Below are 24,340 nucleotides of genomic sequence, written 5' to 3'. Positions count from 1 at the left end.
ACATCGGGTTGCGAGGCGCGGCGCCGGGGTGTTTACTCGCTGACGCAAGGTGCCGTCGTTAGCTGAGGCTCCTTCACGGATACAGGCCGGCGATCCCGAACGTCGAGAGACGCCCCGGATCAGGACAGGCTTCCCCGAGCTAAGGGGATGCCCCGACCGGCTCCCGCCCTGGTGGCGGGTTACGCCGTGGAGTGCTGAAGGTCTTACGAGGGGTGGTACCCGTGCCGGCGATTCCCCGCCGGTCCCACTCCCCCGGCATGGACGCGACCCGATGGTCGCGTTGCGCGCGTGTGCCGAGGAGGTGGTGGTCGTGCCCGATGGACCGGACCGAGTTCCGTTAGCCAATCGTTCACCAGGCGACACTCCGCTTATCCTCAGGCCGCTGCCGCGCACCCGGTAGCGTCCACTTCCGAGTGCGCCGTCATCCGCTGGGAGATCGAGATGACCACCTGGGAAATGCTGCTCCGCCTGGCCACCGGCGTCGGGTTGGGCGCGATCATCGGGTTCGAGCGCCAGTTCCGGGCCCGCATGGCCGGGCTGCGCACCAACGCACTGGTCGCCGCCGGTGCGACCCTGTTCGTGCTGCTGTCCGCGCACGGCTTCAACGGCGCCACCGCCGACCCGACCCGCGTTGCGGCGCAGATCGTTTCGGGTATCGGCTTCCTGGGCGCGGGCGTGATCCTGCGCGACGGGTTCAATATCCGCGGCCTCAATACCGCTGCCACGCTGTGGTGTTCGGCCGCGGTCGGCGCGCTGGCGGGTGCGGGCATGTACTCGACGGCCGCGGCGGGCACGGTCGCGGTGGTGGTGGTCAATACCGCGCTGCGCACGGTCGCCCGATCGGTGGACCGTCCGCTCGCCGACGGCACCGACGCCCAGGACGCGTTGTACGCCTTCCACGCCGACACCGACGACGCGCACGAGGCGCAGGTGCGGGCGTTGCTGGTGCAGTCGTTGACGCGCACCGACTTGCGGCTGGTGTCCATCTCGAGTCACGACACGTCCCCGGGGCGGGTGCAGGTGCGGGCCGAGCTCACCGGCGATCGTCGCGACGATCGCCAGATGGAGTCCGCGGTGAGCCGTCTGAGCCTGGAGCCGGCGGTGACCAGCGTCGGCTGGCGCACGGTGCCACGGCCGGTGGAAACCGAGCAGTGAGCCGCTTCAGACCATGGCCGAGGGAATGACGGTGGTGAGCCCGCCGTCGACGAGCAGGTCCTGGCCGGTGATGTAGGAGGCGTCCGCGGAGGCCAGGAACGCGACCGCGGCGGCCACATCGTCGGAGGTGCCGATGCGACCGAGCGCCACCCGCGAGGCCGCCTCGGCCTGGGTCTCGGGTGTGGTCTCGGCACGGAAGGCGGGGGTGTCGGTGTAGCCCGGGCTGATGGAATTCACCCGAATCCCCCGGGGCGCCAGCTCCGCCGCGAGGGTCCGCGCCAAGGAATCGACCGCGGCCTTGGTGGCGGTGTACAGGGCGGTACCGGGCGCACCCCGATAGGTGGCGAACGAGGCGTTGATGACGATCGCGCCACCCGCCGACACCAGCGGCAGGACCTGCTGGACGGTGAAGAACACCGACTTGAAGTTGAGGCCCACGATCCGATCGAACTCCTCGGCGGTGACAGCGGTGAACGGCTGGAACGCCCCGACCCCCGCATTCACGAACACCACGTCCAGCCGCCCGAACCGCTCGCCGACCGTTCGACCCAGCGCGGCAAGATCCTCGGCGTCGGTGACATCGCCGGGGATCGCGGTCGCGCGCTCCCCCAGCTCGGCGACGGCGGCGTCCAGCCGACCCTTGTCCCGCCCGGTGATGATCACCTCCGCGCCTTCGGCAATGAGGCGCTGCGCCGTGGCCAGCCCCATCCCGCTGCTGCCACCGGTAATGAGGGCGATCTTGTTCACGTAGCGGATCCCGTTGTGCGTCATGGCTTCAGCGTGCCGGGCCACGCCATGGGTAAACAGTGCGCACTCATCGTGGGTGTGACACCACCACCTTGCGCGGCCGCCACCGTTTCACGCGGGTGGCGCGAGGCGGAGGCGGTGGAGGCGGTCGAGGGCTTCGGCGGTGTCGGTGTCGGGGCGCGGGTTGTAGAGGACGACGTGTTGGTCGGGGCGGTCGGCGAGAGTCAATGTGGTGGTGTCGAAGTGGAGTTCGCCGACTTCTGGGTGATGGAGGGCGTTGACGGCTTGAGCCGGGGTGCCGACGTCGTGGCGGGACCACAGGTCGGCGAATTCGGGGCTGCGCCGGGCGAGGTCGGTGATGACGGCGTCGAAGCCGGGGTCGTCGGGGCAGGGGGCCGAGTCGGCGCGGTAGGCGGCGACGACGGCGGGGGCGGCGCGGGTCCAGTGGTGGGGCATGGCCATGTAGCGGGGGTTGGTGAAGTAGGTGATGAGGCAGTTGTGGCCGGGGGCTTCGTAACCGAAGACGGCGCGGGCAGCGTCGTTGTAGGCCAGCACGGTCCAGTAGCGGTTGCGGAGGACGGCGGGGCGGGGGCCCCAGGCGTCGAGGAGGTTCCGGGTCTCGGGGGTGATGCCGGCGGTGGCGGTGCCGGAGCGGCAGGGTGGGTTGAGGCCGGCGAGGACATACAGGTGGGCGCGTTCGGGGCCGTCGAGCAGCAGGGCGGCGGCGATGGCGTCGAGGACGTCGGTGGAGACGGTGATGTCGCGGCCCTGCTCGAGCCAGGTGTACCAGGAGACGCCGACTCCGGCGAGGACGGCGACTTCTTCGCGGCGCAGGCCGGGGGTGCGGCGGCGGCCGGCGGTGGGAAGTCCGACCTGGTCGGGGGTGATGCGGGCGCGTCTGTCGCGCAGGAACTCTCGCAGTTGGTCGCGGCGCGCACCCGGGGTGGTCATATCTCACGCTAACAATCACGGGGGCCCCTTTCGTTCCGGCGGCGGTTAGCATGTGACCGGATTTCGGGTTTCGAGGGGGGTGCGATGCGGCAGATTCTGGTGGCGGCGCTGGTGGCACTGGTGGTGTCGATCACGGTGACGCCGTTGCTTATTCGGCTGTTCACGCGGCAGCGGTGGGGGCAGGCGATCCGCTCGGACGGCCCGGCGAGTCATTTGTCCAAACGGGGCACGCCGACCATGGGCGGGTTGGCGATCCTGGTCGCGATCTGGTGCGGGTACGGGGCGGCGACGCAGGTGGGGCGGCATTTCGACGGGCGGGGCGCGTCGGCGTCGGGGCTGCTGGTGCTGGGGTTGGCGACGGCATTGGGGGCGGTGGGGTTCGCCGACGACGCGATCAAATTGTCGCAGCGGCGCTCGCTGGGGTTGACGGCGTCGGGCAAGATCGTCGGCCAGTTGTGCGCGGCGGTGGTGTTCGGGGTGTTGGCGTTGCGGTTCCGCGGCGGGTCGGGGCTGACGCCGGGCAGCAAGCAGATCTCGATCGTGCGCGACATCTCCACGGTGTCCCTGGCGGTCGCGGGGTTTCTGGTGGTGGCGTGCATCATCGTGGTGGCCTGGTCGAACGCGGTCGACATCACCGACGGCCTGGACGGTTTGGCGGCGGGTTCGGTGGGGTTGGCGCTGGGTTCGTATGTGCTGATCACGTTCTGGCAGTACGCGCACGCGTGCGCGACCAGGGCGGTGCCGGGCTGCTACACGGTGCGCGATCCGCTGGATCTGTCGGTGGTGTGCGCGGCGGGCGCGGCGGCGTGCGTGGGATTCCTGTGGTGGAACGCGGCTCCGGCGAAGATCTTCATGGGCCACACGGGGTCGCTGGCGTTGGGCGGGCTGCTGGCGGGGCTGTCGATCACCACGCGCACCGAACTGCTGATGATCGCGGTCGGCGCGCTGTTCGTGGCCGAGATCGCGTCGGTGGCCTTGCAGATCGTCATGTTCCGCACCACCCGCACCCGGGTGTTCAAGATGGCCCCGTTCCATCACCATTTCGAGCTGACCGGCTGGCCGGAGACCACGGTGATCATCCGATTCTGGCTGCTGGCGGCGATCTCGGCGGCGACGGGCTTGCTGTTCTTCTACGCCGAGCACCTGGCCTCGTCGGGGCCGCGACGCTGAGAAACGCGAAAGCCCACCCGGGACAATGGTTTCCGGGTGGGCTTTCGACGGTGTTATCTCAGTGCACGACCGCGGGCGCGTCGGCCGCGGCCGGGGTCGCCGGTTTGGTGCGCGGCAGGAAGAACGCCGGGATCAGCGTCGCCAGCAGCAGCACGGTGGCCACCACGAAGGTGTGGGCGAACGCCTGGGCGGCTTGATCGAAGCCGTCGGCGAGGACCTGCGGCGGAACCTGCTGGGAGATGCGCGGATCGTAGTGCGATCCGATGGCCAGCTTGGCTTCGGGCCGGTGGTTGAGCAGGGTGGTCAGCACCACGGAAATGGTTGCGGTGCCGATGGATCCGGCGGTCTGGTTGACGATGTTCATCAGGGTGGAACCGCGCGCGACCTCACCGTGGGTGAGGGTCTGGATGGCGGCGGTCATGGTCGGCATCATGGTGCAGCCCATGCCCAGACCCATGACGAACAGCACCCCGCACAGCAGCGGGTAGGGGGTGTCGGCCTTGACCTGGGTCAACGCGGCCATCGACAGCGTCATGATGGAGATACCGGTGAGCACGATCTTGCCGGGCCCGATCTTGTCGACCAGGCGGCCCGCGATCGGCATGGTCAGCATCGCGCCCAGACCCTGCGGTGCGATGAGCAGACCGGCGGCCAGGGTGGATTCACCGCGCACCTGCTGCAGATACGAGGGCAGCAGCAGACCGGAGCCGAAGAACGCCATGGCGAACAGGGTCATGGTCATGACGGCGTAGCGCAGCGACTTGTTCTTGAACAGCCGCAGGTCGATGAGCGGGTGTTCGGTGCGCAGGGCGTGGAAGACGAACGCGATCAGCAGGCCCGCGCCGATGATGGCGGGGATGAGCACCTTGGCCGATTTGATGGTGCCCTCACCGGGGATGGAGGACACGCCGAACAGGAAGGCGGCCAGGCCGGGCGAGGCGAGCAGCATGCCCAGGAAGTCGAAACTCTGCGACGGCTCGGGATTGTCGCGCGGGAAGATCGTGTAGGCCAGGACCAGCGCGATGATGCCGATGGGCAGGTTGATCAGGAAGATCCAGTGCCAGCTGAAGGAGTCGATGAGCCAGCCGCCCAGGATGGGGCCGCCGATGGGGCCCAGCAGCATGGGCACGCCGAGCACGGCCATGACGCGGCCGATGCGGGTGGGGCCCGCGGCGTGGGTCATGATCGTCATACCCAGCGGCATGAGCATGCCGCCGCCGAGACCCTGGATGACGCGGAAGGCGATGAGGGACTCGATGTTCCAGGCCGTCGAGCACAGCACCGAGCCGATCACGAAGAACACCAGCGCCATCATGTAGAGGCGTTTGGTGCCGAATCGGTCGGCGGCCCAGCCCGTGAGGGGGATGACGGTGGCCAGCGCGAGGGTGTAGCCGGTCATGGACCAGGCGGCGATGGCGTAGGTGGTGTCGAAGTCGTGCTGGAAGGTGGGGATGGCGACGGTCACGACCGTGACGTCGAGGATCGACATGATGGCGCCGAGCACCACGACACCGGCGATTTTGAAGACGCCGATGTCCAGCTTGTCGTCGGCGGAGTCGGCCGCCTTGGTATCCGGAGGGGTGGTCACCGCTTCAGCCTGCCAGCCGGTCGGTGCGGACACCAGCACATTTTTCTCTCGGCGTGGATCGGAATGCTCACGAGCGGGTCCTTCCTGCCGCGCGACTGTCGCTCCGAGGTGGGACAAGCGAATCATACCGAGCAGTAGCAAACATGAGGCGACCGCGCAGCGGCCCGAGCAGCACACTCCGCGCGCGTACGCTGGCGTTTTCAGCGAACCCCCCGGCGAGGAGAACATCGCGATGACCGACCCGGTAGTGGGCCTGACCGGTACGCTGACCTCGCCGATCCGGGGCGCGGGAGCCCTCGGTGAGGTACTGGTCGCCATCCGAGGGGGAACCGAGCTCTACATCGCGCGCGCGGACGAGCCGCTGCCCGCCGGTGCGCCGGTACTGGTGGTCGCCGCTCATCCCGGCCGTCTCGTCGATGTTGTTGCGTGGGTCCCGCTTCCGGGCGATTGATTCAACGGAAATGCTCGGGAACCACGTTCGAGGGGAAATACACGATGCTGGGTTATCACGTACCCGATCCCGATGAGGCGATGCTGGTCAGCGGTGGCCGTCACGGCAAGGACGGCGGCGCGCCGTTCCGGGTGATCATCGGTCACGGCGCCTGGGTGGTGCCGTTGTTCCGCAAGGTGCGGTATCTGTCGCTGGCGATGTTCGAGGCCGAGATCGGTGAACGCTGCGTCACCAAACAGGCCATCCAGCTCGACGTGCGGGCGGTGATCGCGTTCAAGGTCGCCAATGACGAGCAGTCGATCGTCAATGCGGCGCAACGGTTCCTGTCCGAGCAGGAGAAGGAGATGAGCGTGCTGACCGGGCGCATCTTCTCCGGTCATCTGCGCTCGATCGTGGGGTCGATGACGGTCGAGGAGATCATTCGCGAGCGCCAGAAGCTGGCCGACGAGGTGCTGGTGGCCTCGAAGGTGGAGATGAGCAATATCGGGTTGTGGGTGGACTCGTTCCAGATCCAGCACATCGACGACGGCAATCTGGGCTACATCTCCGCCCTGGCCGCCCCGCACAATGCCGCGGTGCAGCGTGACGCGCAGATCGCGCAGGCCGCCGCCGCCCAGCTGGCCGCCCAAGCCGAGCAGGAGTCCCAGCGCAAGCAGGCCGAGTATCAGCGCGAGACCGCGATCCTGCGGGCGCAGTATCAGCGCGATATCGACAAGGCCAATGCCGAAGCCGCGCAGGCGGGTCCGCTCGCGCAGGCCACCGCCATGCAGGAGGTGCTGGCCGCCCAGGCCGAGCAGGCGCGCAAGCAGGCGGAGCTGCGGGAGCAGCAGTTGCAGGCCGAGGTGGTCAAACCCGCTCTGGCAGAGGCGGATCGGGTACGCATTCTCGCCGAGGCCGAAGCCGACCGCACCCGGATCCAGGCCGAGGCGGCGGCGTCGAACAATCGGATCGCGCTCGATCAGCTGCTGATCGAGCAGTTGCCCGAGATCGTGAAGCAGGCCGCGAGCGGGCTGTCGAAGGCGAATCTGACGGTGCTCAATGGTCCCGACGGGGTGTCGGAGATCGTCAACGGGATGGTGGGCCAGGGGTTGACGGTCTTCAATTCGTTGCAAAAGGCACTTTCCTCCAACAATGATCAGCCCGCGGACTAGAGTGACCGCCAGAGGGACGCGGCGACGAGGAGCGGGTGTTTAGGTGTCCATCGGGAAATTGGTGTCGTTCGACAGCTCTCGGGGTTTCGGGTTCATCCGTCCGGAAGACGGCGGCCCGGATGTGTTCGTGCATGTCAACGACATCGGGTTGGATGAGGACGAGCTGCGCCAGGGGCGGGTTTTCGAATTCGATGTGACCGAGGGTGATCGGGGTCCGAAGGCGATCAATCTGGCGGTGGTGCCGGGTCAGCCGGCGGCGCCGGTGCGGCACAAGGGTAAGGAGCATCGCGCCGCGGGGCAGATGACCGCGGCCGAGCATCGCCGGTTGATCACCGAACTGCTGTTGGATGCCTCGCCGCAGTTGACGGCGGCGGAGATCATCACGATTCGGGATCGGCTCACCTCGTTCGCCGACGCGCACGGGTGGCTCGAAAACTGACCGGTTCGCATTACGATCGGTCTCGGATCCGCCGCGAACCGAGGAGGCCGTGTGCTGTTGCCCGTCATGCCGCCGGTGAAACCGATGCTGGCCAAATCGGTGTCGGAGCTGCCCCGGGAGCCGGGGTTGCGGTTCGAACCGAAATGGGACGGCTTCCGCTGCATCGTGTTCCGCGATGGACCCGAGATCGAGCTGGGTTCCCGCAATGATCGGCCCCTGACCCGGTATTTCCCCGAACTGGTGGAACTCCTGGGTCAGGCGCTGCCGCCGCGGTGCGTGGTGGACGGGGAGATCGTGGTCGTCACCGAGAACGGCCTGGATTTCGACACGCTGCAGCAGCGGCTGCATCCGGCGGCGTCACGGGTGAAGAAGCTGGCCGCGGAGACCCCCGCGAGTTTCGTGGGCTTCGACCTGCTGGCCTTGGGTGATGAGGATCTGACCGGGCGGCCGTTCGCCGAGCGGCGCGCACTGCTCGAAACGGTGCTGGACGGCTCGCATCCGGGCACGCATCTGACGCCGATCACCGACGATCCCGATGTCGCCGCGGACTGGTTCACCCGGTTCGAGGGCGCGGGGTTCGACGGGGTGATGGCCAAGGCATCGGATCTGGCGTATCTGCAGGACAAGCGGGTGATGCTCAAGATCAAGCATGAGCGGACCGCCGATTGCGTGGTGGCCGGGTTCCGCTGGCACAAGGACGGCCAAGGGGTCGGGTCGCTGCTGCTGGGCCTGTTCGACGACGACGGCAATCTGCATCATGTCGGGGTGGCGTCGTCGTTCACCGCGGCCCGGCGCAAGGAACTGGTCGACGAGCTGGCCCCGTTGCGCGAGCACGCCCTGGACAACCATCCGTGGCGTTCCTGGGCCGATGCCGCCGCACAGGCCAAGGCCGACGGGAAGATGCCGGGCGGGGTGAGCCGCTGGACCGGCGGCAAGGATCTGTCGTGGGAGGCGTTGCGGCCGGAGCTGGTGGCGGAGGTGCGCTACGAGCATGTGATGGCCGGGCGTTTCCGCCACGGCGGCCGGCTGGTGCGGTTCCGCACCGACCGCACCCCCGACTCGTGTACCTACGCTCAGCTCGACGAGGTCGCGCCCGCCGAGCTGGCCGACATCTTCGCCGAGGCCAGAAATTCGAAAGGGACCGCGCGGTGAGTGATTCGGTGCAGATCGAGGTGTCCGGGCGCACGGTGCCGGTGTCGAATCCGGGCAAGGTGTACTTCTCCAAGCGCGGGGACACCAAGCTGGATCTGGTGAATTACTATCTGGCCGTCGCCGATCCGATCATGCGGACCATCGGCGGGCGGCCGGTGCTGCTCAAGCGCTACCCGGACGGGGCGTCGGGCAAGTCGTGGTTCCAGAAGCGTGTCCCGTCCTCGGCGCCGGACTGGTTGCAGACCACGGTCGTGTCCACCCCGAACGGCACCACCAGCGACGCGCTGGTCGCGGTCGATATGGCGCACATCGTGTGGGCGGTCAATCTGGGCTGCTTGGGTTTCCACGTCTGGCCCACCCATGCCGGGGCCGAGGCGGCGTCCACGTTCCCGCCGGTGCTCGACGCGGCCGGGAACGTGCTGCCGCCGACCGGCGTCACCGATGAGCTGCGCATCGATCTGGATCCCTCCCCCGGCATCGGTTTCGACGATCTGCGTGCCGCGGCGTTCGCGACCCGCGAGTTGTGCACGGAACTGGGTATCGATGTGCGGGTGAAGACGTCCGGTTCGCGCGGTCTGCACCTGTACGCGATGCTGGAACCGAACTGGGACGGCTACCAGGTCCGTGCCGCCGCGGTCGCGCTGGCTCGTGAACTCGAACGCCGCCACCCCGACGACATCACCGCGGCGTGGTGGAAAGAGGAGCGCGGTTCGCGGGTGTTCGTCGATTTCAACCAGAATGCCCCGCACAAAACGGTTTTCGGTGCGTGGTGCGCCCGCCCGAAGGTCGGCGCGCAGGTCTCCACCCCGATCTCGTGGGACGAGCTGGCCACGATCGTTCCCGACGACCTCACGATCGCCACCGTGCCCGCCCGCGTCGCCGAACTGGGCGACCCGTGGGCCGATCGCACCCCGCAGTCGCTGACTCCGCTGCTGGAGATGTCGGACAAGGACATGGCCGCGGGCTTGATGGACGCCCCGTGGCCGCCGGTGTATCCGAAGATGCCCGATGAGCCGCCGCGCGTGCAGCCCAGCAAGGCCCGCAAGGACGCCGACTAGCGGTACCGCATCCTCACAGCCAGGCGGCGTTGACGTTCGAGCGGCTCACCGATCGGGTGAACGACACCATGGCGGTCGACACACCGGGCGACGGTCACGGCCGATCCGACGAGGAAGGCTGACCACATGCGGGTGCGACGCCGACGGGTCGCGGACACGGGCTAGGCCGAGAGTGTCTGCGCGGGGGCGTGTTCGGTGCCTGCGCACCAGATCTTGCGGATGGCGCGGGTGGCGGTGATGTCGGCCAGCGGGTCGGCGTCGAGCAGGATCAGGTCGGCGCGCAGGCCGGGGGTGATGGCGCCGCGGTCGGTGAGGCCGAAGTGGCGGGCGGGCAGGGTGGTGGCGGAGTTGAGAGCGGCGGCGGGGGTGAGACCGGCTCGGACGAGGAGTTCGAGTTCGTGGTGCAGGCTCGCGCCGTGGGGCGGGTGGAAGGGGATGCCGGGCATCTGATTGGCGTCGGTGCCCGCGAGGATGGGGACGCCCGCGGCGTGGAGGGCGCCGACGGTTTTCAGAGAGACGGGGAAATACTGTGCGACGCCGTGGATTTCGGCGACGCCTTCCATCATGACGAGGGTGGGGATCACCACGTGGGCGCCGGTGGCCAGGCGGTCGATGTCGGCGGCGGGCAGGCGGGCTCCGATGGGGACGTGGGTGAGGGCGTCGACGCCGGCGTCGATGGCCATGGCGTACGCGCCGGGGGTGGAGGTGTGGGCGACGACGGTCAGGCCGCGAGCGTGGGCGGCGGTGACGACGGCCTTGGCGGTGTCGGTGTCGGGTCCGCCTTCGCCGGGGGCTTCCAGGATCAGCTTGATGTAGTCGCTACCGGCCGAGACGCGTTGCGCCACCATGGCTTCGGCCTGGTCCGGGTGGCGGATGATGCCGACGTCGGCGATGCCGGGGACGTGGGCGTGCACGCCGGCGGAACCGATGATCGGCGCTCCGGCGCAGCGCACGGTGGTCGTGGCGGTGCGGGCGCGCGCCCGCTCGATCAGGGCGGTGTCGACCGAACCCATGTCCAGGGCGGTCGTGACGCCGTGGGCGGCATAGGCATCCAGCGCGTGCGGGCTGTCGAGGTGGACGTGGGCGTCGATGAGGCCCGGAATGAGGACGGCCCCGTCGGCGTCGAGGGTCTCGGCGCCGACGGGGTCGGTTCCCAGGACGGTGCCGTCGATGACGACGGTGGTCGGTGCGGTGATGGTGTGGCCGTCGAAGATTCGGACGTGACGGATGGCCAGCTTGTGGTTCGGCTCCCCCTGCATGCAGCCAATCTAGAACCCGTTGCAGCAGTGGGCAAGATCGACTCGCGGGTCAGGCGGCTCCGGCGGTGCGCTGCTCGGCGAGCGCGGCGGGTTGGCGGGCGCCGCGCAGGATCAGGTGCAGCAGGGCCACGAACAGGGTTTGGTCGACCGGACTCCAGCCCGCGGACATGCGGTTGTGCACGAACCCGACGGCGACACCGGAGTCGGGGTCGGCCCAGCCCATCGACCCGAACAGGCCCATGTGCCCGTAGCCGCGCGGGGCGTGCGGGGACGGGAAGCTGTGGTAGCCGACGTGCCAGAACGGGATGACCAGGGCGCGGTCGAGTTGGTAGGTGCGGATGCGTTGCAGGCCCCGAACGGTTTCCGGCGACAGGTAGGTGCGGCCGTCGACGGTGCCGCCGCCGGCCAGGGCGCTGTACATCTTGGCCAGGGCGGGCGCGGTGCACACCGCATTGCCGGCGGGCAGGGCGGTGTCGAGGATAGCGGGCCGGTCGCCGCGGAAGATCGATTCCAGACCGGGGACGTAGATGGAGGAGATCGGGGATCGCAGCAGGCGCGGCAGTTGCGGGACGGCGGTGGCGACCGGGCCCGGAATGGTGTGCTCGGCCAGGTTCTTCAGCGATCCGACCAGGTCGGCGGGGCGGGTGCGGGATCCGGCGGGTGGGCGGCCCAGGTGGATGCCGTCGACGCCGAGGGGTTCGGCGACCTCGCTGCGGTAGAGGCGGGTCATGTCGTGGCCGGTGATGGCCCGGGCGAGGCCGGCCATGAGCCAGCCGATGGTGAGCGCGTGGTAGATCGGTTTGCCCAGCAGGTGATCGGGTTTCGCGGCCGCGAGGCGTTGTTCCATGAGTTCGTGGTCGAGGACTTCGTCGGGGGTGACGGCGGGCAGGCTCGAGAGTCCGGCGCGGTGGCTGAGCAGTTCGGTGACGGTGATGCGGGCTTTGCCGTTGGCGGCGAATTCGGGCCAGTATTCGGCGACGGGGGCGTCATAGTCGAGCAGGCCGCGATCGGCCAGGCGCGCGAGCACGGTGGCCGAGACACCCTTGGACGCGGAGTACACCATGGCGCCGGTGTCGGCGGTCCAGGGTGTGCCGTGGGCGTCGGCGGCGCCGGCGTGGATGTCGACGACCGGTTCGCCGTCCTGATACACCGCGAGTGCGCCGCCGTTGCCGCGGCGTCCGGCCAGGACGCGGGCGAATGTCCGTATGGCGGAATCGAATCGGGGGTCGGCGGCGCCGTGGACTCCGGCGGGCAGTCCGGCAGCGGTGGCGGAGCTGTGGGTCGTCATCGGTCCACGGTAGCGGCGGCACCACCACCCCGGCAAGATGTGTCTGGGACAATTTTGGGGCGGGGTGGGAGGTTTCGACACCGGTGATGTGGGAACGGTTGCGCGCCCGGTCAACCCAGCGCGGTGCGCAGGGTCTCGCGCAGCCAGCGTTGGGCGGGGTCGGCGTCGAGGCGGGCGTGCCAGCGCAGCCGGATGTCGACTTCGGGGAGGGGCGCGGGGATGCCGAACCAGCGCAGGCCCAAGGTGTCGCCGTACTGTTCGGCGAGCCGGTGCGGGACCAGCCCGACGTAGGGGGTGTGCGAAACCAGCAGGGCGGCAAGGGCGGAGGTGGGCACGACCGCGGCGACGTGGCGGTGCAGGCCCGCGGCGGTGAGCGCGTCGTCAAGGGGGCCGCGGGCGCGGCCGCGACGCGACGCCGACACGTGCGGGTGTGTGCAGAGTTGGGCCAGGGTGGGGCGGCGGTGGCGGCCCAGCGGATGCTCGGCGCGGACGATGCCGACGAGGTGTTCGCGGTAGAGCTCGGCGGTGTGGATGTCGGGGGCGGCGGCGGTATCGGCGCCGATGTCGAGGTCGATGCTGCCGTCACGTAACGCTTCGAGGCTTTCGTCGCCTTCGGGCACGAAGCGCAGGACCACGCCGGGTGCGGCGGCCGCGGTGGCCGCGACGGCGGCGGTGACCAGGGTGGCGGCGACACCATCGTTGATGCGGATGGCGAAGGTGCGCTCGAGCGCCGCGAGGTCGATGGTGCGGTCGGCGCTGATGAGGGCGGCGGCCTCTTCGAGCAGAGACCGCACGCGGGGTGCGGTGCGCAGCGCGAACGGGGTGGGCGTCATGGCGCGCCCGGCTCGCACCAGGATGGGGTCGCCCATGGCGCGGCGCAGCCTGCCCAGGGCGCGGCTGGTCGCGGGGATCGACAGGTGCAGGCGTTCGGCGGCCGCGGTGACGCTGGCGTCCTGGAGCAGGGCGTCGAAGACGCGCAACAGGTTCAGGTCGAGCTGCTCGGTCATTGTTGCATCGTATGCAACTCTGGGTTGTCGAACTTGCGTCGCGCGAATACACACCTGATCCATAGCGTGCACCGCATGCAAACAAACCTTCTCCCCCAAGCCGGGACCGCGCCGAACGCGGTGGTTCGTCGGGGGCTCGTCTCGTTGATGTGCGCGTGTGTGGTGTTGGTCGTGGGGATGGTGGCCGCGATCAATCTGGCTGTCCCGATGCTGGCGGCGAGTCCGCTGCGGCCGTCGGCGTCGGCGCTGGTGTGGATCGTGGACACCTATGTGATCGTGTTCGCGTGCCTGGTGATTCCCGGTGGCGCGGCCGGTGACCGGTTCGGGCGCAAGGGGGTGCTGCTGGCCGGGCTGGGCTTGTTCGCGGTGGGCGCGCTGGTCTCGGCGCTGGCGCCGTCGGTGGGCGTATTGCTGGCGGGGCGGGCGATCACGGGGGCGGGCGCCGCGGCGGTGTTGCCCAACACGTTGGCGGTGTTGCTGCACGCGGTGCCCGCCGATCGCAAGGCCGCGACGATCGCGACGTGGGCGTCGATGACCGGGATCGGCGGGGTGCTGGGCAATGTCGGTGGCGGCGCGGTGCTTTCGGGCGGGTCGTGGCGGTGGCTGTTCGTGGCGGCGGCGCCGCTGGCGGGGCTGCTGGCCGGGTTGGTGGCGTGGATCGCGCCGGTGTCGGGCCGTCACGATCGGCGGCTGGATCCGGTGGGGACGGTGTTGCTGGTCGCGGCGTCGGTGGCGCTGCTGGTCGGGATCGTGGAAGGTCCGGTGGCGGGTTGGGGCAGTGTCGTGGTGGTCGCCGGGTTCGGGTGCGCGGCGGTGTTGTTCGCGGTGTGGACGGTGGTCGAGTTGCGGGTGCGGCATCCGTTGCTGGATCCGCGGCTGTTCGCGTCACCGGATCTGCGCAGCGCCTGCCTGGGGATGACGGCGGTGTTCTTCGGGATGTTCGCGCTGTTCTACGTGAACGCCTCGTTCCTGCAATACGCCAAGGGGTTCGGGGTCCTGCGCACGGGGCTCGGGATCATTCCGTTGACGGTTCCGGTCATCGTGGGCGCACGCCATGTCGGACGCTTGTCGGGGCGGATCGGGGTGGACGCCACGATCGCGATCGCGTTCGGTTTCGTCGGCGGCGGACTGCTGGGCCTGTCCACCACCGGCCCGCACACCTCCTACCTGGTGTACGCGGCGTGGCTTGTGGTCACCGGAATCGGTGTGACGCTGGCTCTTCCGACCTTGTCGGCGGCGATCACCGGCGCATTGCCGCAGTCGCTGGCCGGGGTGGGTGCGGGATTGCAGGCCACGACCCGCGAATTCGGGAGCGCGTTGGGTGTTGCGGTGATCGGCACCGTCCTGACCTCCCGTTTCGTCGCCGCTCTCCCGCCGGAGGTCCGCGCGGGCGGCGCGCACACCGTGGCGCAGGCTCGAGGCTTCGCACCCGAGCGTTCCGATGCGATTGTCGCGGCGTTCGTCTCGGGCGCGGACGCCGGATTCCGAGTGGTCGGGGTGGCGGTGCTGGTCCTGGGTGCGCTCGTGCTCGGGCAGGCGTTGATGTCGCGGCGGGTGGCCCGGTAGCGGCGATCAGCGGTGGTGTCGGTGCGGTCTGCGACAGTGGCGGGTATGGATTCGGTGGCGTTCGGTGACGCGGAGGCGTTCGATGCCTGGCTCGAGGTCAATCACTCGCGCGCGGAGGGGGTGTGGATTCGGATGGCGAAGAAGGGATCCGGGATCGCGTCGCTGACCGAGGACGAGGCGGTGGATGTTGGGCTGTGCTGGGGCTGGATCTCCGGGCAGCGCAAGGGTCTCGATGCCGAGTTCTATCTGCAGAAGTATGTGCCGCGGCGGCCCGGGAGTTTCTGGTCGCAGGTGAATGTCGACAAGGTGGCGGCGTTGACGGCGGCGGGGCGGATGCGCGGGCCTGGGCTGGCGGAGGTGGCGGCGGCGCGCGCGGACGGGCGGTGGGCGGCGGCGTATCCGTCGCAGGCGAACTTCACGGTGCCCGAGGATTTGGCGGCGGCGTTGGCGGCGCGGCCGCGGGCCCGGGCCGCGTTCGAGGCGCTGGACCGGACGGGCCAGTATCTGATCGTGTTGGACGTGGTGCGCACGAGAACGGCGAAAACACGGGCTTCCCGGCTGGAGAAGGCTGTGAACGAGCTCGAAAGCCGGTGACACCGGCTGATTCCGGGCGACAGGCGGGACGCGTGTCGCCCGGAATCGGTGTCAGTCCCGGTTCGTGGTGAGGATGGGGGCGAGGGCGCGCAGGGCGGCGGCGGTGTCGTCGCCGAGGACTTGGATGGCGACATGGCCGGCTCCGGCGCGCAGGTGCTCGTTCAACCGGTCGGCGACCTGGTCGGCGGCGCCGTGGGCGACGACGGCGTCGATGTAGCGGTCGCTGCCGGGGGCGGCGAGGTCGGTGTCGTCGAATCCGAAGCGGCGCAGGTTGTTGGTGTAGTTGCTCAACCCGAGGTAGAAGCCGGCGCGGTCACGGCCCTGGGTGCGGGCGCGGGCCGGGTCGTCGTCGAGGACCACCTTGTGTTCGACCGCGAGCAGGGAGTCGGGGCCGAGGATGCCGCGCAGTTCGGCGGTGTGTTCGGGGACCGTCAGATAGGGCAGGGCGCCGGCGGTGCGGTCGCGGGCCAGGCGTGCCACGCGCGGGCCGAGCGCCGCGAGGGCGCGGCCGTGCTGGGGGACGCCGCGGGCGTCGAGGACGTCGAGGTAGTCGACCAGCGCGTCATAGGGTTTGGTGTAGTCCGCGGTGTGTTCGCGGTGGCCCGCGCCGATGCCGAGCAGGAAGCGGCCGGGGAATTTCTCGTCCAGGCGCAGGTAGGTGTCGGCGGCGGCGTCGGGCGCCGAGGCCCACACATTGACGATGCTGGTGGCGACCACCAGTGATTCGGTGGCGGCGAGCAGCTGCTCGTAGCCGTCGAAGTCGGCGGGCGGGGAGCTGCCCAGCCAGATCGTGCCGTAGCCGAGTTCCTCTATTTCCCGCGCGGATTCCGGGGTGAACTGCGGATAGGGCTGCCACACGCCGAATGTTCCCAAGCCGTCGAATGCCATACCGGGCACCAACCGTCGATGATCGGGTTGCATTCCCCGATTCGATATCGAATTCGCTCAGGCGGCGTCGGGGCGGCCCTGGGCGCGGAATCGTCCCGGTGCGACCCCGAATTCGCGTTTGAAGGCTTTGGCGAACGCGTATTCGGAGGTGTATCCGGACTTTTCGGCCACGACGCGCAGCAGCAGGTCGGTGTCACGCAGCAACCGGGCCGCGCCGGTCATGCGCCACCAGGTCAGGTAGGTGAGCGGGCCGATGCCCAAGGTGGCGGTGAACCGTTGCGCGAACACCGATCGTGAGATGCCCGCGCGGTCGGCCAGTGATTGCACGGTCCAGGCCTGGCCGGGGTCGGCGTGGATGGCTTGCAGGGCGGTGTGCACGGCCGGGTCGCGTAGCGCGCCGACCCAACCGGTGTCGGAGGGGTGGGCCTCGTGCCAGGCGCGCAGCAGGAACAGCAGCAGCACTTCGAGCAGTGGCGCGATGGCCCCGGAGCCGTCGGCGGCGTCGAGTTCGTGGCCGAGCAGGTCGATCGCGGCGCGCAGCGGGCTGTGGTGCCCGACCCGGGCGGGCAGATGGATCACATCGGGCAGTTCGGCCAACGCGGGGTGCGGGCGCGCGTCGTCGAGAGAGTAAGCGCCACACAGCAATACGGTGTCCGACCCCGCCGCGCCCGGACCGGGGTCGCCGTCGGGGCGGTCGGCGATGGCGTGGCCTCGACTGCGGGGCAGGAACGCGACGTCACCGGCGTGCAGGTGGATCGGGTCGCCGTCGTCGGGCAGCAGCCAGCACGAACCTTGCAGCACCACATGGAAACCGGCGCTGTTGCCCGCGGCGGGAAAGTGGGTGCGCCAGCTGCCGCGCCGGACGGTGCGGGTGGAATGCGGTGTGCCCAGCCGCATCGCGGCGACCGCGTCACTGAGGATGTCCACGAATCCCACCGTACCGGCGGCGCCCGCGACTCCGGACGATCGGATATCGGAACCGGACTTTCGAGCATGGATCGTCCGAACGGGCGTGCCTAGCGTGGATTGCGAGCCGATTCCCGGCCCGTATCCCCTTCACCCGATGGAGTTGTCCCTCATGCGTATTGCCGTGCACGGCGCGAGCGGTTTCACCGGTTCGCTCATCGTCGCCGAACTCGCGCGCCGCGACCTGTCCCCCATCCTCGTGGGCCGCGACGAGACCCGGTTGCGGGCCGTCGCCGCCCGCACCGGGGTCCCTGACGCCGAGATCCGGGTGGCCGCCCTCGATGACACCGCCGCCCTGGCCGCCGCGTTCGCCGACAGCGACGCCGTCGTCAATGCCGCCGGCCCGTTCACCCTGTGGGGCGAGCCGGTGCGGCGGGCCGCGATCGCCGCCCGCCGCCATTACATCGACACCACCGGCGAACCCGGCTACCTGCACAAGATCCTGTCCACCTATGACGAGCCCGCGAAACAGGCCGGGGTCGCGGTCGTTCCGGCGGTCACCGATGACGGTGTGCCCGGTGATCTGATCGCCGCGCTCACCGCGGCCCGCCTCGACACGCCGCTGCGGGAAGTCCGGGTCGCCGATCTGCGTCGCCCGGGCGCGGCCTCGCGCGGCACGGCCCGTTCGATGGCCGCCATCGCCGTGCTCGATCAGGTCGAATACCGCGACCGGACATGGCAATCGGCGAACGAATCGGCCACCGCCCTCCTCGAACCCGGCGAACCGGAACCGGTGTCGGTGACGCCGCTGGCCCTGCCGGGCGTCTACACCATTCCCCGCCACCTCGACACCCCGATCGTGCGCGGGGTGATCCGCACCGAGATGGGTGAGATCTTCGCCGGCCTGGGCGGTGAAGTCGCCGAGACGATTCCGGAGATCCCCGACCCCGACGCGTTGGCCGCGTCGCGCTGGCTGATCCTGGCCGAGGCGACCGGCGCCGACGGCAGCCGGGCGCGGGGCTGGGTGACCGGGTTCGACCCGTACGCGGCCACCGCGGTCATCGCGGTCGAGGCCGCGCGCCGCCTGGCGCTCGACGGCGCCGCGGCCGGAACCCTCGCGCCCGCGCAGGCTTTCGACGCCGCGAGCTTCCTCGACCATCTCGCCACCACGGGCGTGCACTGGCAGGTCGAGGAGCTCGCGAGCGTCTAGGGGTTCGCGTCGACCTTCGGGAACGTCTCGGCCACCAGCGTGGTGAGCGCGTCGGCGAGCAGGTGGTGCACCTGCTCGCGGGTCAGGCTGCCGCGCACGATCCATTCGCGCCCGGCGGCCTTGACCAGACCGCCGTAACAGCGCACCAGCGCCCGCAATTCGGCCGAATGCAGCGAATCGTCGAGACCCATCATCGCCACCATGCGGTCGGCGGCGGCGTAGTCGGCCTCGTCGAGGATGCGCTGCACCTCCGGATCGTCGCCGACGCCTTCGTGACCGGTGACCTTGACCCAGGTGCTGCCGTGCTCACCGATGGTGTCGAGCAGCCATGCCACGCTGGCGTCCACGCGTTCCCGCAGCGTCCCGGCGGGCACCGCCATCTTCTCCGGCCGCGGCAGCGTGACCATGCGGCGCACCACCGCCAGGTACAGGTCGCGCTTATTGCCGAAGTAGTGGTTGATCAGCCCGCGCGCCACCCCGGCCCGCTGGGCCAGCTCGGCGGTGGACACCGCCGCGTAGGGTCGCTCGCCGAACATGTCGATCGCGCAGGACAGAATCTGCGCGCGACGTTCGTCGGGCTCGAGGCGGCGACGGCGCGTGGCGCCGTCGTCCGCCGTGAGGTCGGTGCTACCGCCGGGCCTTGGTGGCGCGGTGGGTTCGGAGTTACCGCCGGGCCTTGGCGGCGCGGTGGGGTCAGAGTTACCGCCGGGCCTTGGCGGCGCGGTGGGGTCAGAGTTACCGCCGGGCCTTGGCGGCGCGGTGGGGTCAGAGTGAGCGGGCAATGAGATCCTTCATCACCTCGTTGGCTCCCGCGAGGATTCGCAGGACCCGAGCGCCGGTGTACAACTGCGAGATCGGGTATTCGGTCATGTATCCGTAGCCGCCGAAGAACTGCAGGCAGCGATCCACCACATTACCGAGTTGATCGGTCAACCAGTATTTCGACATGGCCGCGGTGGGGATATCGAGCTCCCCGCGCAGGTGCTTGCTGATGCAGTCGTCGAGGAACACGCGTCCGACCTTGGCGATCGTCGCGCACTCGGCGAGTTCGAACCGGGTGTTCTGCATGGCGTAGAGCGGCTTGCCGAACGCCTCGCGGCCCTTGGTGTAGTCGACGGTCAGCTGCACGGCCTTCTCAGTCATGGCGACCGCGAGGATGGCGGTGACCAGTCGTTCCTGGGCCAGCATCTGCATCATCTGATAGAAGCCCTGGCCCTCGGCCTGCCCGAGCAGGTTCGACGCGGGCACCCGCAGGCCGTCGAAGAACAGCTCGGCGGTGTCCTGGGCCTTGCCGCCGATCTTGGACAGGATGCGGCCGCGTTTGAAGCCGGGGGTCTCGTCGGAGACCTCGGCGAAGATCAGCGAGACGCCGGCCGCGCCCTGGGTGGGGTCGGTCTTGCAGGCGATGATGATGCCGTCGCACAGCCAGCCGTTGGAGATGAAGATCTTCGAGCCGGTGATGACGTACTCGTCGCCCTCGCGCACCGCGCGGGTCTTGATGTTCTGCAGGTCCGAGCCGGTGCCGGGTTCGGTCATGCCGATGGACAGCACCATCTCGCCGCTGGCCGCCTTGGGCAGCACGCGCTGTTTGAGTTCCTCGGAACCGAACTCGTGGATGTAGGGCGCGATGATCGAGGAGTGCACCGACATGCCCAGGGAGCCGTCCCCGGCGTGGGTCTGGGCTTCGATGATGGCCGCCTCGTGGGCGAAAGTACCGCCGCCACCGCCATATTCGGCGGGGATGGCCGCGCACAGCAGGCCCAGTTCGCCGGCCCGGTTGTACAGGGCGCGGTCGGGGTGGCCCTGTTCGATGAACTTCTCGGTGTGCGGGATCACCTCCTTCTCGAAGAAGGTGGTCGCCAGAGTTCGTACCGCCTCGACCTCGTCGTCGCTCCATGCGGGGCGTGCCATCGCAGATCCTTCGCTTGCCTGAACGGGGTGCGCACATGCGCCTCGCCCCTAGGGTGCACGGCTATTGGCGTGGTGTCAACAACGTGTCAATAGTCGGACGACCGGGCCTGATTCACCTCGGCGAACATCGTGAAGATCGGGACGTCCGGATTCGCGGCGATCCCCTGACGCCGCAGAAAACCATCGATCAACCCCCACACCAACTCCGTGGCCTGCGCCACGAACTCCTCGGTCTGCGCCGCCGACGGCGTATCCGAATCCGAGAGCCACAGATCGGTGATCGACACCACCGCACCGGTCAGCGCGCGCGACAGATAGTCCAGCCCCGCCGTATCCAAAGGCACCGCCTCGGCCACCGACCGCGCCAGCTTCTCCAACCGCAGCGCCGCCTCACGCCCCAGATCCAGCTGCAGCACCCCCGAGCCCGACTGCTGGATCACCGGGGCCTGCCCCAGATACCGGAAGACGTTGGGATGCTCCAGGATTCCGCGCGCGTACTCCCCGAACACCCGCGTCAACGCCAGCCGCGGCGGCTGCAGCATCAACGTCATATCCGCACCCGCGGCCGCGAACGCCCGCCGCGACATCCGCGCCGCGATCTCGGTGAACAGATCCCCCTTGTCCGCAAACTGCCGGTACAACCGCGGCTTGGTGATCCCCGCCTCCCGCGCGATGTCATCCATGCTCGGGCGCGGACCCGCCCGATCGATCACCCGGATCGCCGCGTCCACAATGTCCTCACGCGACACCAGCCGAGTCCCCCCGGCGCTGCTACGAACCACCCGCGCAGCATACATGTACCGCCGGTACGGCAGGTCCACGCGACAATCCCACTTGATTTCGGACCGAGCGTACTGCCAGTATCGAATCCCGTACCGGCAGTACGCACAACCGGAAAGACGACGATGTCCGACCCCGCCCGCCAACTCGGCGACACCCTGCGCGCACCCCTGCCCGCAGCCTTCGACCAGCTCCCCGACAGCGACCTGGCCGAACTCCACCGCCTCCTCGAAGCCGCCAAGACCCACCGCCGCGACACCCTCGACGCCGCCCTCGGCTCCTCCCTCGACTTCGTCCCGCGCCTGCTGCGCCCCGCCGTCAAGAAAGCACTGGGTCTATGAGCGACCACCTCGCCGCCGTCGCCGAAACCACCAAACTCGCCCGCGTCCTGGGCCTCGACGACCCCACCGACCTCGACTTCCTCGTCGACCTCCCACCCGCCGCCCTACGCGAATACCGCGAACGCGTCACCGACCTGCTCTTCGACCGCGACGCCCAACGCATGAAAGCCATCGCCACCGCCAGCGCCATCGTCCCCGTCGCCATCAGCTCCAAGATCGCCGAACGCGCCTTCGGACCCATCCTGTGCGCCGCCGTCGCCAGTGCCGTCGAACCCCGCCGCGCGGTCGACATCGCCAAGAACCTCACCCCCGCCTTCCTCGCCGAAGCCGCCGTCCAACTCGACCCCCGCCGCACCGCCGCCATCATCGCCGCCGTACCCGCCACCATGGTCGCCGACGTCGCCCGCCAACTCCTGTCCCGCGGCGACCACATCACCATGGGCCGCTTCGTCCACGTCATCCCCGAACCCGCCCTGCGCGCCGCCGCCCCCGTCATGAGCGACCCCGACCTGCTGCGCATCGGCTTCCTACTCGAGGACAAAACCGCCCTCGACCACGTCCTGCACATCGTCGCCGACCGCGTCCCCGGCATCATCCGCGCCGCCCACGACCAGCAGATGTGGGCCGAAGGCATCGACCTGCTCGACAACATCGCACCCCACAACCGCGCCTGGATCGGCGACATCACCGCCGGCCTCGGCGACGACGTCCTCGACAGCCTCATCGCCGCCGTCGCCGAACTCGACGCCTGGACCACCCTGCTGCCCATCACCAGCGCCATGAGCCCCGACAGCCTGCGCCGGTTCGCCCAACGCCCCGCCATCCACGACGAACACATCCTCACCGCCATCATCGACGCCACCGCCACCCACGACCTCTGGCCCCAAGCCCTGCCACTCGTCGACGCCGCCCTCACCACCGACACCCCGGACACGGTGTGGCACACCCTCATTCAGCTCCGCGACCACATCCCCGCGGACCTGCTCACCCGGCTCGCCGACCACGCCCGCGAACTCGGCCACGACCACCACGCCACCCGACTCGAACCCCTCGGCACCGCCACCACCTGACCCGACCACCACCCACCGCGCCCGGCCCCAGGTCACGGCCGGGCGACCCGCACCTCCGACGCTCTGGGAGAATGGCTCGGTCCACCGCCCCGCACACGAAGGATCATCGCAGCTCCGATGGCCGAGCAGACCACCCCGACCGACGCCCCAGCCATCGACCCCGCCGACCTGGCCACCTGCCTGCGCGTCCTCGAACAAGCCGGAGAGCTCGACAAGGACCACCCGGACTCCGTCACCGTGCAGCGCGCCGTCGGGCACATGTTCAAGAAGTTCAAGCGCAACAAGCGCATCGCCACCCGCGACGCCATCTCCGCCGCCGACAAGGAAGTCGTGGCCGCCACCGCCACCGGCTCTCCCAACCGCATCGACGACGAAACCGCCGGGATCCCGATCAGCTCCGCCACCGAACGCGGCAGCGCCGGAACGCTGCTGCGGGCACGCCCCTGCTACATATGCAAACAGCGCTATACCCGCGTGGACGCCTTCTACCACCAGCTCTGCCCGGACTGCGCAGCCAAGAGCCACGCCAAGCGTGACGCGGGCACCGACCTCACCGGCAAGCGCGCCCTGCTCACCGGCGGCCGCGCCAAGATCGGCATGTACATCGCGCTGCGCCTGCTGCGCGACGGCGCCCACACCACCATCACCACCCGGTTCCCCAACGACGCCATCCGCCGCTTCGCCGCCCAGCCCGACAGCGCCGACTGGCTGCACCGGCTCCGCATCATCGGCATCGACCTGCGCGACCCCGCCCAGGTCGTCGCCCTCGCCGACGATGTCGCCGCCCAGGGCCCGCTCGACATCCTCATCAACAACGCCGCCCAGACCGTGCGCCGCTCGGTCGGCGCCTACAGCGCCCTCGTCGAAGCCGAGAACGGACCGCTGCCCGCCGGCGAACTGCCCGACGTGATCAGCTTCGGCAAGACCATGCAGGCCCACCCCACCGCGCTGACCGCGAGCCTCACACCCAACCTCACCGCCGCCGACATCACCGACCTCGCGCTGATCGCGGGATCGGCGACCCCCGAACGCATTTCGCAGGGCGTCGCCATCGACGCGGGCGGCCTGGTGCCCGACCTCGCCCACACCAACAGCTGGGTGCAGAACGTCGGTGAGGTCGAGGCCACCGAACTGCTCGAAGTGCAGCTGTGCAACTCGGTCGCGCCGTTCATCCTCATCTCCCGACTACGCCCGGCCATGGCCGCCGCCCCCGCCCGCCGCAAGTACGTCGTCAACGTCTCCGCCATGGAAGGCGTCTTCGCCCGCGGCTACAAGGGCGCGGGCCACCCGCACACCAATATGGCCAAGGCCGCGCTGAACATGCTGACCCGCACCAGCGCCCGCGAGATGTTCGAGTCCGACAAGATCCTCATGACCGCTGTCGACACCGGCTGGATCACCGACGAGCGACCGCACTACACCAAGATCCGGCTCGCAGAGGAGGGCTTCCACGCACCCCTCGACCTGGTCGACGGCGCGGCCCGGGTGTACGACCCGATCGTCCGCGGCGAAGCCGGTGACGACCTGTACGGCTGCTTCCTCAAGGACTACGAACCTTCCAACTGGTAGCCAGACTTCCGTACCGACCCAGCCCCCTCCCCTCCTTGCTGTTTTAGAAGGCGAGGGGGCTGTTTCTCGACAGTTTCCGAGTAGGTGAG

The 24,340-nt window shown here is 69.4% G+C and carries 24 protein-coding genes and 1 riboswitch; of the genes, 13 read left to right on the top strand and 11 right to left on the bottom strand.

The annotated features are described in order from the left end of the window. The first annotated feature begins 47 nt into the window (after positions 1 to 47). A riboswitch (M-box (ykoK) riboswitch) is annotated at positions 48 to 221 on the top strand. Between the two features lie 220 nt (positions 222 to 441). Continuing rightward, on the top strand, positions 442 to 1,155 hold the full coding sequence (locus ACQPYY_RS16875) for an MgtC/SapB family protein (protein WP_379099099.1): 714 nt from the start codon (positions 442 to 444) through the stop codon (positions 1,153 to 1,155). A 6-nt stretch (positions 1,156 to 1,161) separates the two neighbouring features. On the opposite strand, the gene ACQPYY_RS16870 is transcribed toward ACQPYY_RS16875, so the two are convergent. Both ACQPYY_RS16870 and ACQPYY_RS16865 read right to left on the bottom strand, forming a co-directional pair. Continuing rightward, positions 1,162 to 1,926: an SDR family NAD(P)-dependent oxidoreductase gene (locus tag ACQPYY_RS16870; RefSeq protein ID WP_433594464.1), complete on the bottom strand. Its 765-nt coding sequence runs from the start codon at positions 1,924 to 1,926 to the stop codon at positions 1,162 to 1,164. An 87-nt stretch (positions 1,927 to 2,013) separates the two neighbouring features. Further along, a complete protein-coding gene (locus ACQPYY_RS16865) occupies positions 2,014 to 2,853 on the bottom strand; it encodes a helix-turn-helix transcriptional regulator (protein ID WP_433594463.1) in 840 nt (279 codons plus the stop codon). A gap of 84 nt (positions 2,854 to 2,937) precedes the next feature. Between ACQPYY_RS16865 and mraY the strand changes: the two genes are divergently transcribed. Further along, a complete protein-coding gene (mraY, locus tag ACQPYY_RS16860) occupies positions 2,938 to 4,023 on the top strand; it encodes a phospho-N-acetylmuramoyl-pentapeptide-transferase (RefSeq protein ID WP_433594462.1) in 1,086 nt (361 codons plus the stop codon). A 58-nt stretch (positions 4,024 to 4,081) separates the two neighbouring features. Here the strand turns inward: mraY and ACQPYY_RS16855 are convergent, their stop codons facing one another. Then, on the bottom strand, positions 4,082 to 5,611 hold the full coding sequence (locus ACQPYY_RS16855; RefSeq protein WP_433594666.1) for a DHA2 family efflux MFS transporter permease subunit: 1,530 nt from the start codon (positions 5,609 to 5,611) through the stop codon (positions 4,082 to 4,084). Positions 5,612 to 5,843: 232 nt separating this feature from the next. Between ACQPYY_RS16855 and ACQPYY_RS16850 the strand changes: the two genes are divergently transcribed. The 5 genes from ACQPYY_RS16850 to ACQPYY_RS16830 are packed head-to-tail and all read left to right on the top strand — an operon-like array spanning position 5,844 to position 9,862. Next, positions 5,844 to 6,062: a hypothetical protein gene (locus ACQPYY_RS16850; protein WP_379099087.1), complete on the top strand. Its 219-nt coding sequence runs from the start codon at positions 5,844 to 5,846 to the stop codon at positions 6,060 to 6,062. A 44-nt stretch (positions 6,063 to 6,106) separates the two neighbouring features. Continuing rightward, positions 6,107 to 7,213: an SPFH domain-containing protein gene (locus tag ACQPYY_RS16845; RefSeq protein ID WP_433594461.1), complete on the top strand. Its 1,107-nt coding sequence runs from the start codon at positions 6,107 to 6,109 to the stop codon at positions 7,211 to 7,213. Positions 7,214 to 7,256: 43 nt separating this feature from the next. Then, the gene (locus ACQPYY_RS16840; protein WP_379099083.1) at positions 7,257 to 7,652 is read left to right on the top strand and encodes a cold-shock protein; all 396 of its coding nucleotides are present in this window, start codon (positions 7,257 to 7,259) and stop codon (positions 7,650 to 7,652) included. Positions 7,653 to 7,703: 51 nt separating this feature from the next. Beyond that, positions 7,704 to 8,804 (top strand): ATP-dependent DNA ligase, encoded by a 1,101-nt coding sequence (locus ACQPYY_RS16835; RefSeq protein WP_433594460.1) that lies wholly within the window; start codon positions 7,704 to 7,706, stop codon positions 8,802 to 8,804. After that, positions 8,801 to 9,862: a DNA polymerase domain-containing protein gene (locus tag ACQPYY_RS16830; protein WP_433594459.1), complete on the top strand. Its 1,062-nt coding sequence runs from the start codon at positions 8,801 to 8,803 to the stop codon at positions 9,860 to 9,862. Before ACQPYY_RS16835 ends, ACQPYY_RS16830 begins: the two co-directional genes overlap by 4 nt. Before the next feature lie 161 nt (positions 9,863 to 10,023). Here the strand turns inward: ACQPYY_RS16830 and ACQPYY_RS16825 are convergent, their stop codons facing one another. The 3 genes from ACQPYY_RS16825 to ACQPYY_RS16815 form a co-directional block, all read right to left on the bottom strand. Beyond that, positions 10,024 to 11,121: an amidohydrolase family protein gene (locus ACQPYY_RS16825; protein ID WP_433594458.1), complete on the bottom strand. Its 1,098-nt coding sequence runs from the start codon at positions 11,119 to 11,121 to the stop codon at positions 10,024 to 10,026. 49 nt (positions 11,122 to 11,170) lie between these two features. Continuing rightward, positions 11,171 to 12,409 (bottom strand): serine hydrolase domain-containing protein, encoded by a 1,239-nt coding sequence (locus ACQPYY_RS16820; RefSeq protein ID WP_433594457.1) that lies wholly within the window; start codon positions 12,407 to 12,409, stop codon positions 11,171 to 11,173. A 110-nt stretch (positions 12,410 to 12,519) separates the two neighbouring features. After that, the gene (locus ACQPYY_RS16815) at positions 12,520 to 13,416 is read right to left on the bottom strand and encodes a LysR family transcriptional regulator (protein WP_433594456.1); all 897 of its coding nucleotides are present in this window, start codon (positions 13,414 to 13,416) and stop codon (positions 12,520 to 12,522) included. 159 nt (positions 13,417 to 13,575) lie between these two features. On the opposite strand from ACQPYY_RS16815, the gene ACQPYY_RS16810 reads away from it, so the two are divergent. Then, positions 13,576 to 14,982, top strand: a complete 1,407-nt coding sequence (locus ACQPYY_RS16810) for an MFS transporter (protein WP_433594455.1) — start codon at positions 13,576 to 13,578, stop codon at positions 14,980 to 14,982. Positions 14,983 to 15,027: 45 nt separating this feature from the next. Continuing rightward, entirely contained in the window at positions 15,028 to 15,576 is a 549-nt protein-coding gene (locus tag ACQPYY_RS16805; RefSeq protein ID WP_433594454.1) for a YdeI/OmpD-associated family protein, read from the top strand. A gap of 51 nt (positions 15,577 to 15,627) precedes the next feature. On the opposite strand, the gene ACQPYY_RS16800 is transcribed toward ACQPYY_RS16805, so the two are convergent. Together ACQPYY_RS16800 and ACQPYY_RS16795 are read right to left on the bottom strand one after the other, a co-directional pair. Continuing rightward, a complete protein-coding gene (locus tag ACQPYY_RS16800; RefSeq protein WP_433594453.1) occupies positions 15,628 to 16,464 on the bottom strand; it encodes an LLM class F420-dependent oxidoreductase in 837 nt (278 codons plus the stop codon). Positions 16,465 to 16,521: 57 nt separating this feature from the next. Then, entirely contained in the window at positions 16,522 to 17,391 is an 870-nt protein-coding gene (locus ACQPYY_RS16795; RefSeq protein ID WP_433594452.1) for an AraC family transcriptional regulator, read from the bottom strand. Between the two features lie 151 nt (positions 17,392 to 17,542). Between ACQPYY_RS16795 and ACQPYY_RS16790 the strand changes: the two genes are divergently transcribed. After that, positions 17,543 to 18,580: a saccharopine dehydrogenase NADP-binding domain-containing protein gene (locus tag ACQPYY_RS16790; RefSeq protein WP_433594451.1), complete on the top strand. Its 1,038-nt coding sequence runs from the start codon at positions 17,543 to 17,545 to the stop codon at positions 18,578 to 18,580. On the opposite strand, the gene ACQPYY_RS16785 is transcribed toward ACQPYY_RS16790, so the two are convergent. The 3 genes from ACQPYY_RS16785 to ACQPYY_RS16775 all read right to left on the bottom strand — a co-directional run bounded on the left by ACQPYY_RS16785 (position 18,577) and on the right by ACQPYY_RS16775 (position 21,273). Next, positions 18,577 to 19,137, bottom strand: coding sequence for a TetR/AcrR family transcriptional regulator (locus tag ACQPYY_RS16785; RefSeq protein WP_433594665.1), 561 nt, complete (start codon positions 19,135 to 19,137; stop codon positions 18,577 to 18,579). The two genes, ACQPYY_RS16790 and ACQPYY_RS16785, sit on opposite strands and share 4 nt — an antisense overlap. 208 nt (positions 19,138 to 19,345) lie before the next feature. Continuing rightward, positions 19,346 to 20,491, bottom strand: a complete 1,146-nt coding sequence (locus tag ACQPYY_RS16780; protein ID WP_379099047.1) for an acyl-CoA dehydrogenase family protein — start codon at positions 20,489 to 20,491, stop codon at positions 19,346 to 19,348. Positions 20,492 to 20,577: 86 nt separating this feature from the next. After that, positions 20,578 to 21,273, bottom strand: a complete 696-nt coding sequence (locus ACQPYY_RS16775; protein ID WP_433594450.1) for a TetR/AcrR family transcriptional regulator — start codon at positions 21,271 to 21,273, stop codon at positions 20,578 to 20,580. Positions 21,274 to 21,396: 123 nt separating this feature from the next. Between ACQPYY_RS16775 and ACQPYY_RS16770 the strand changes: the two genes are divergently transcribed. The 3 genes from ACQPYY_RS16770 (at position 21,397) to ACQPYY_RS16760 (ending at position 24,251) form a co-directional block, all read left to right on the top strand. Then, positions 21,397 to 21,612 (top strand): hypothetical protein, encoded by a 216-nt coding sequence (locus ACQPYY_RS16770; protein WP_379099041.1) that lies wholly within the window; start codon positions 21,397 to 21,399, stop codon positions 21,610 to 21,612. Then, entirely contained in the window at positions 21,609 to 22,682 is a 1,074-nt protein-coding gene (locus ACQPYY_RS16765; protein WP_433594449.1) for a hypothetical protein, read from the top strand. Before ACQPYY_RS16770 ends, ACQPYY_RS16765 begins: the two co-directional genes overlap by 4 nt. Positions 22,683 to 22,799: 117 nt before the next feature. Further along, complete coding sequence (locus tag ACQPYY_RS16760; protein WP_433594448.1) at positions 22,800 to 24,251, top strand: SDR family NAD(P)-dependent oxidoreductase; 1,452 nt, start codon at positions 22,800 to 22,802, stop codon at positions 24,249 to 24,251. The last annotated feature ends 89 nt before the right edge of the window (positions 24,252 to 24,340 follow it).

It is taken from the genome of Nocardia sp. CA-145437 (assembly GCF_050956485.1).
Lineage (GTDB): Bacteria > Actinomycetota > Actinomycetes > Mycobacteriales > Mycobacteriaceae > Nocardia.
The sequence above is the reverse complement of the archived record's forward strand: the minus strand, read 5'-3'. Positions and strand labels throughout refer to the sequence as shown.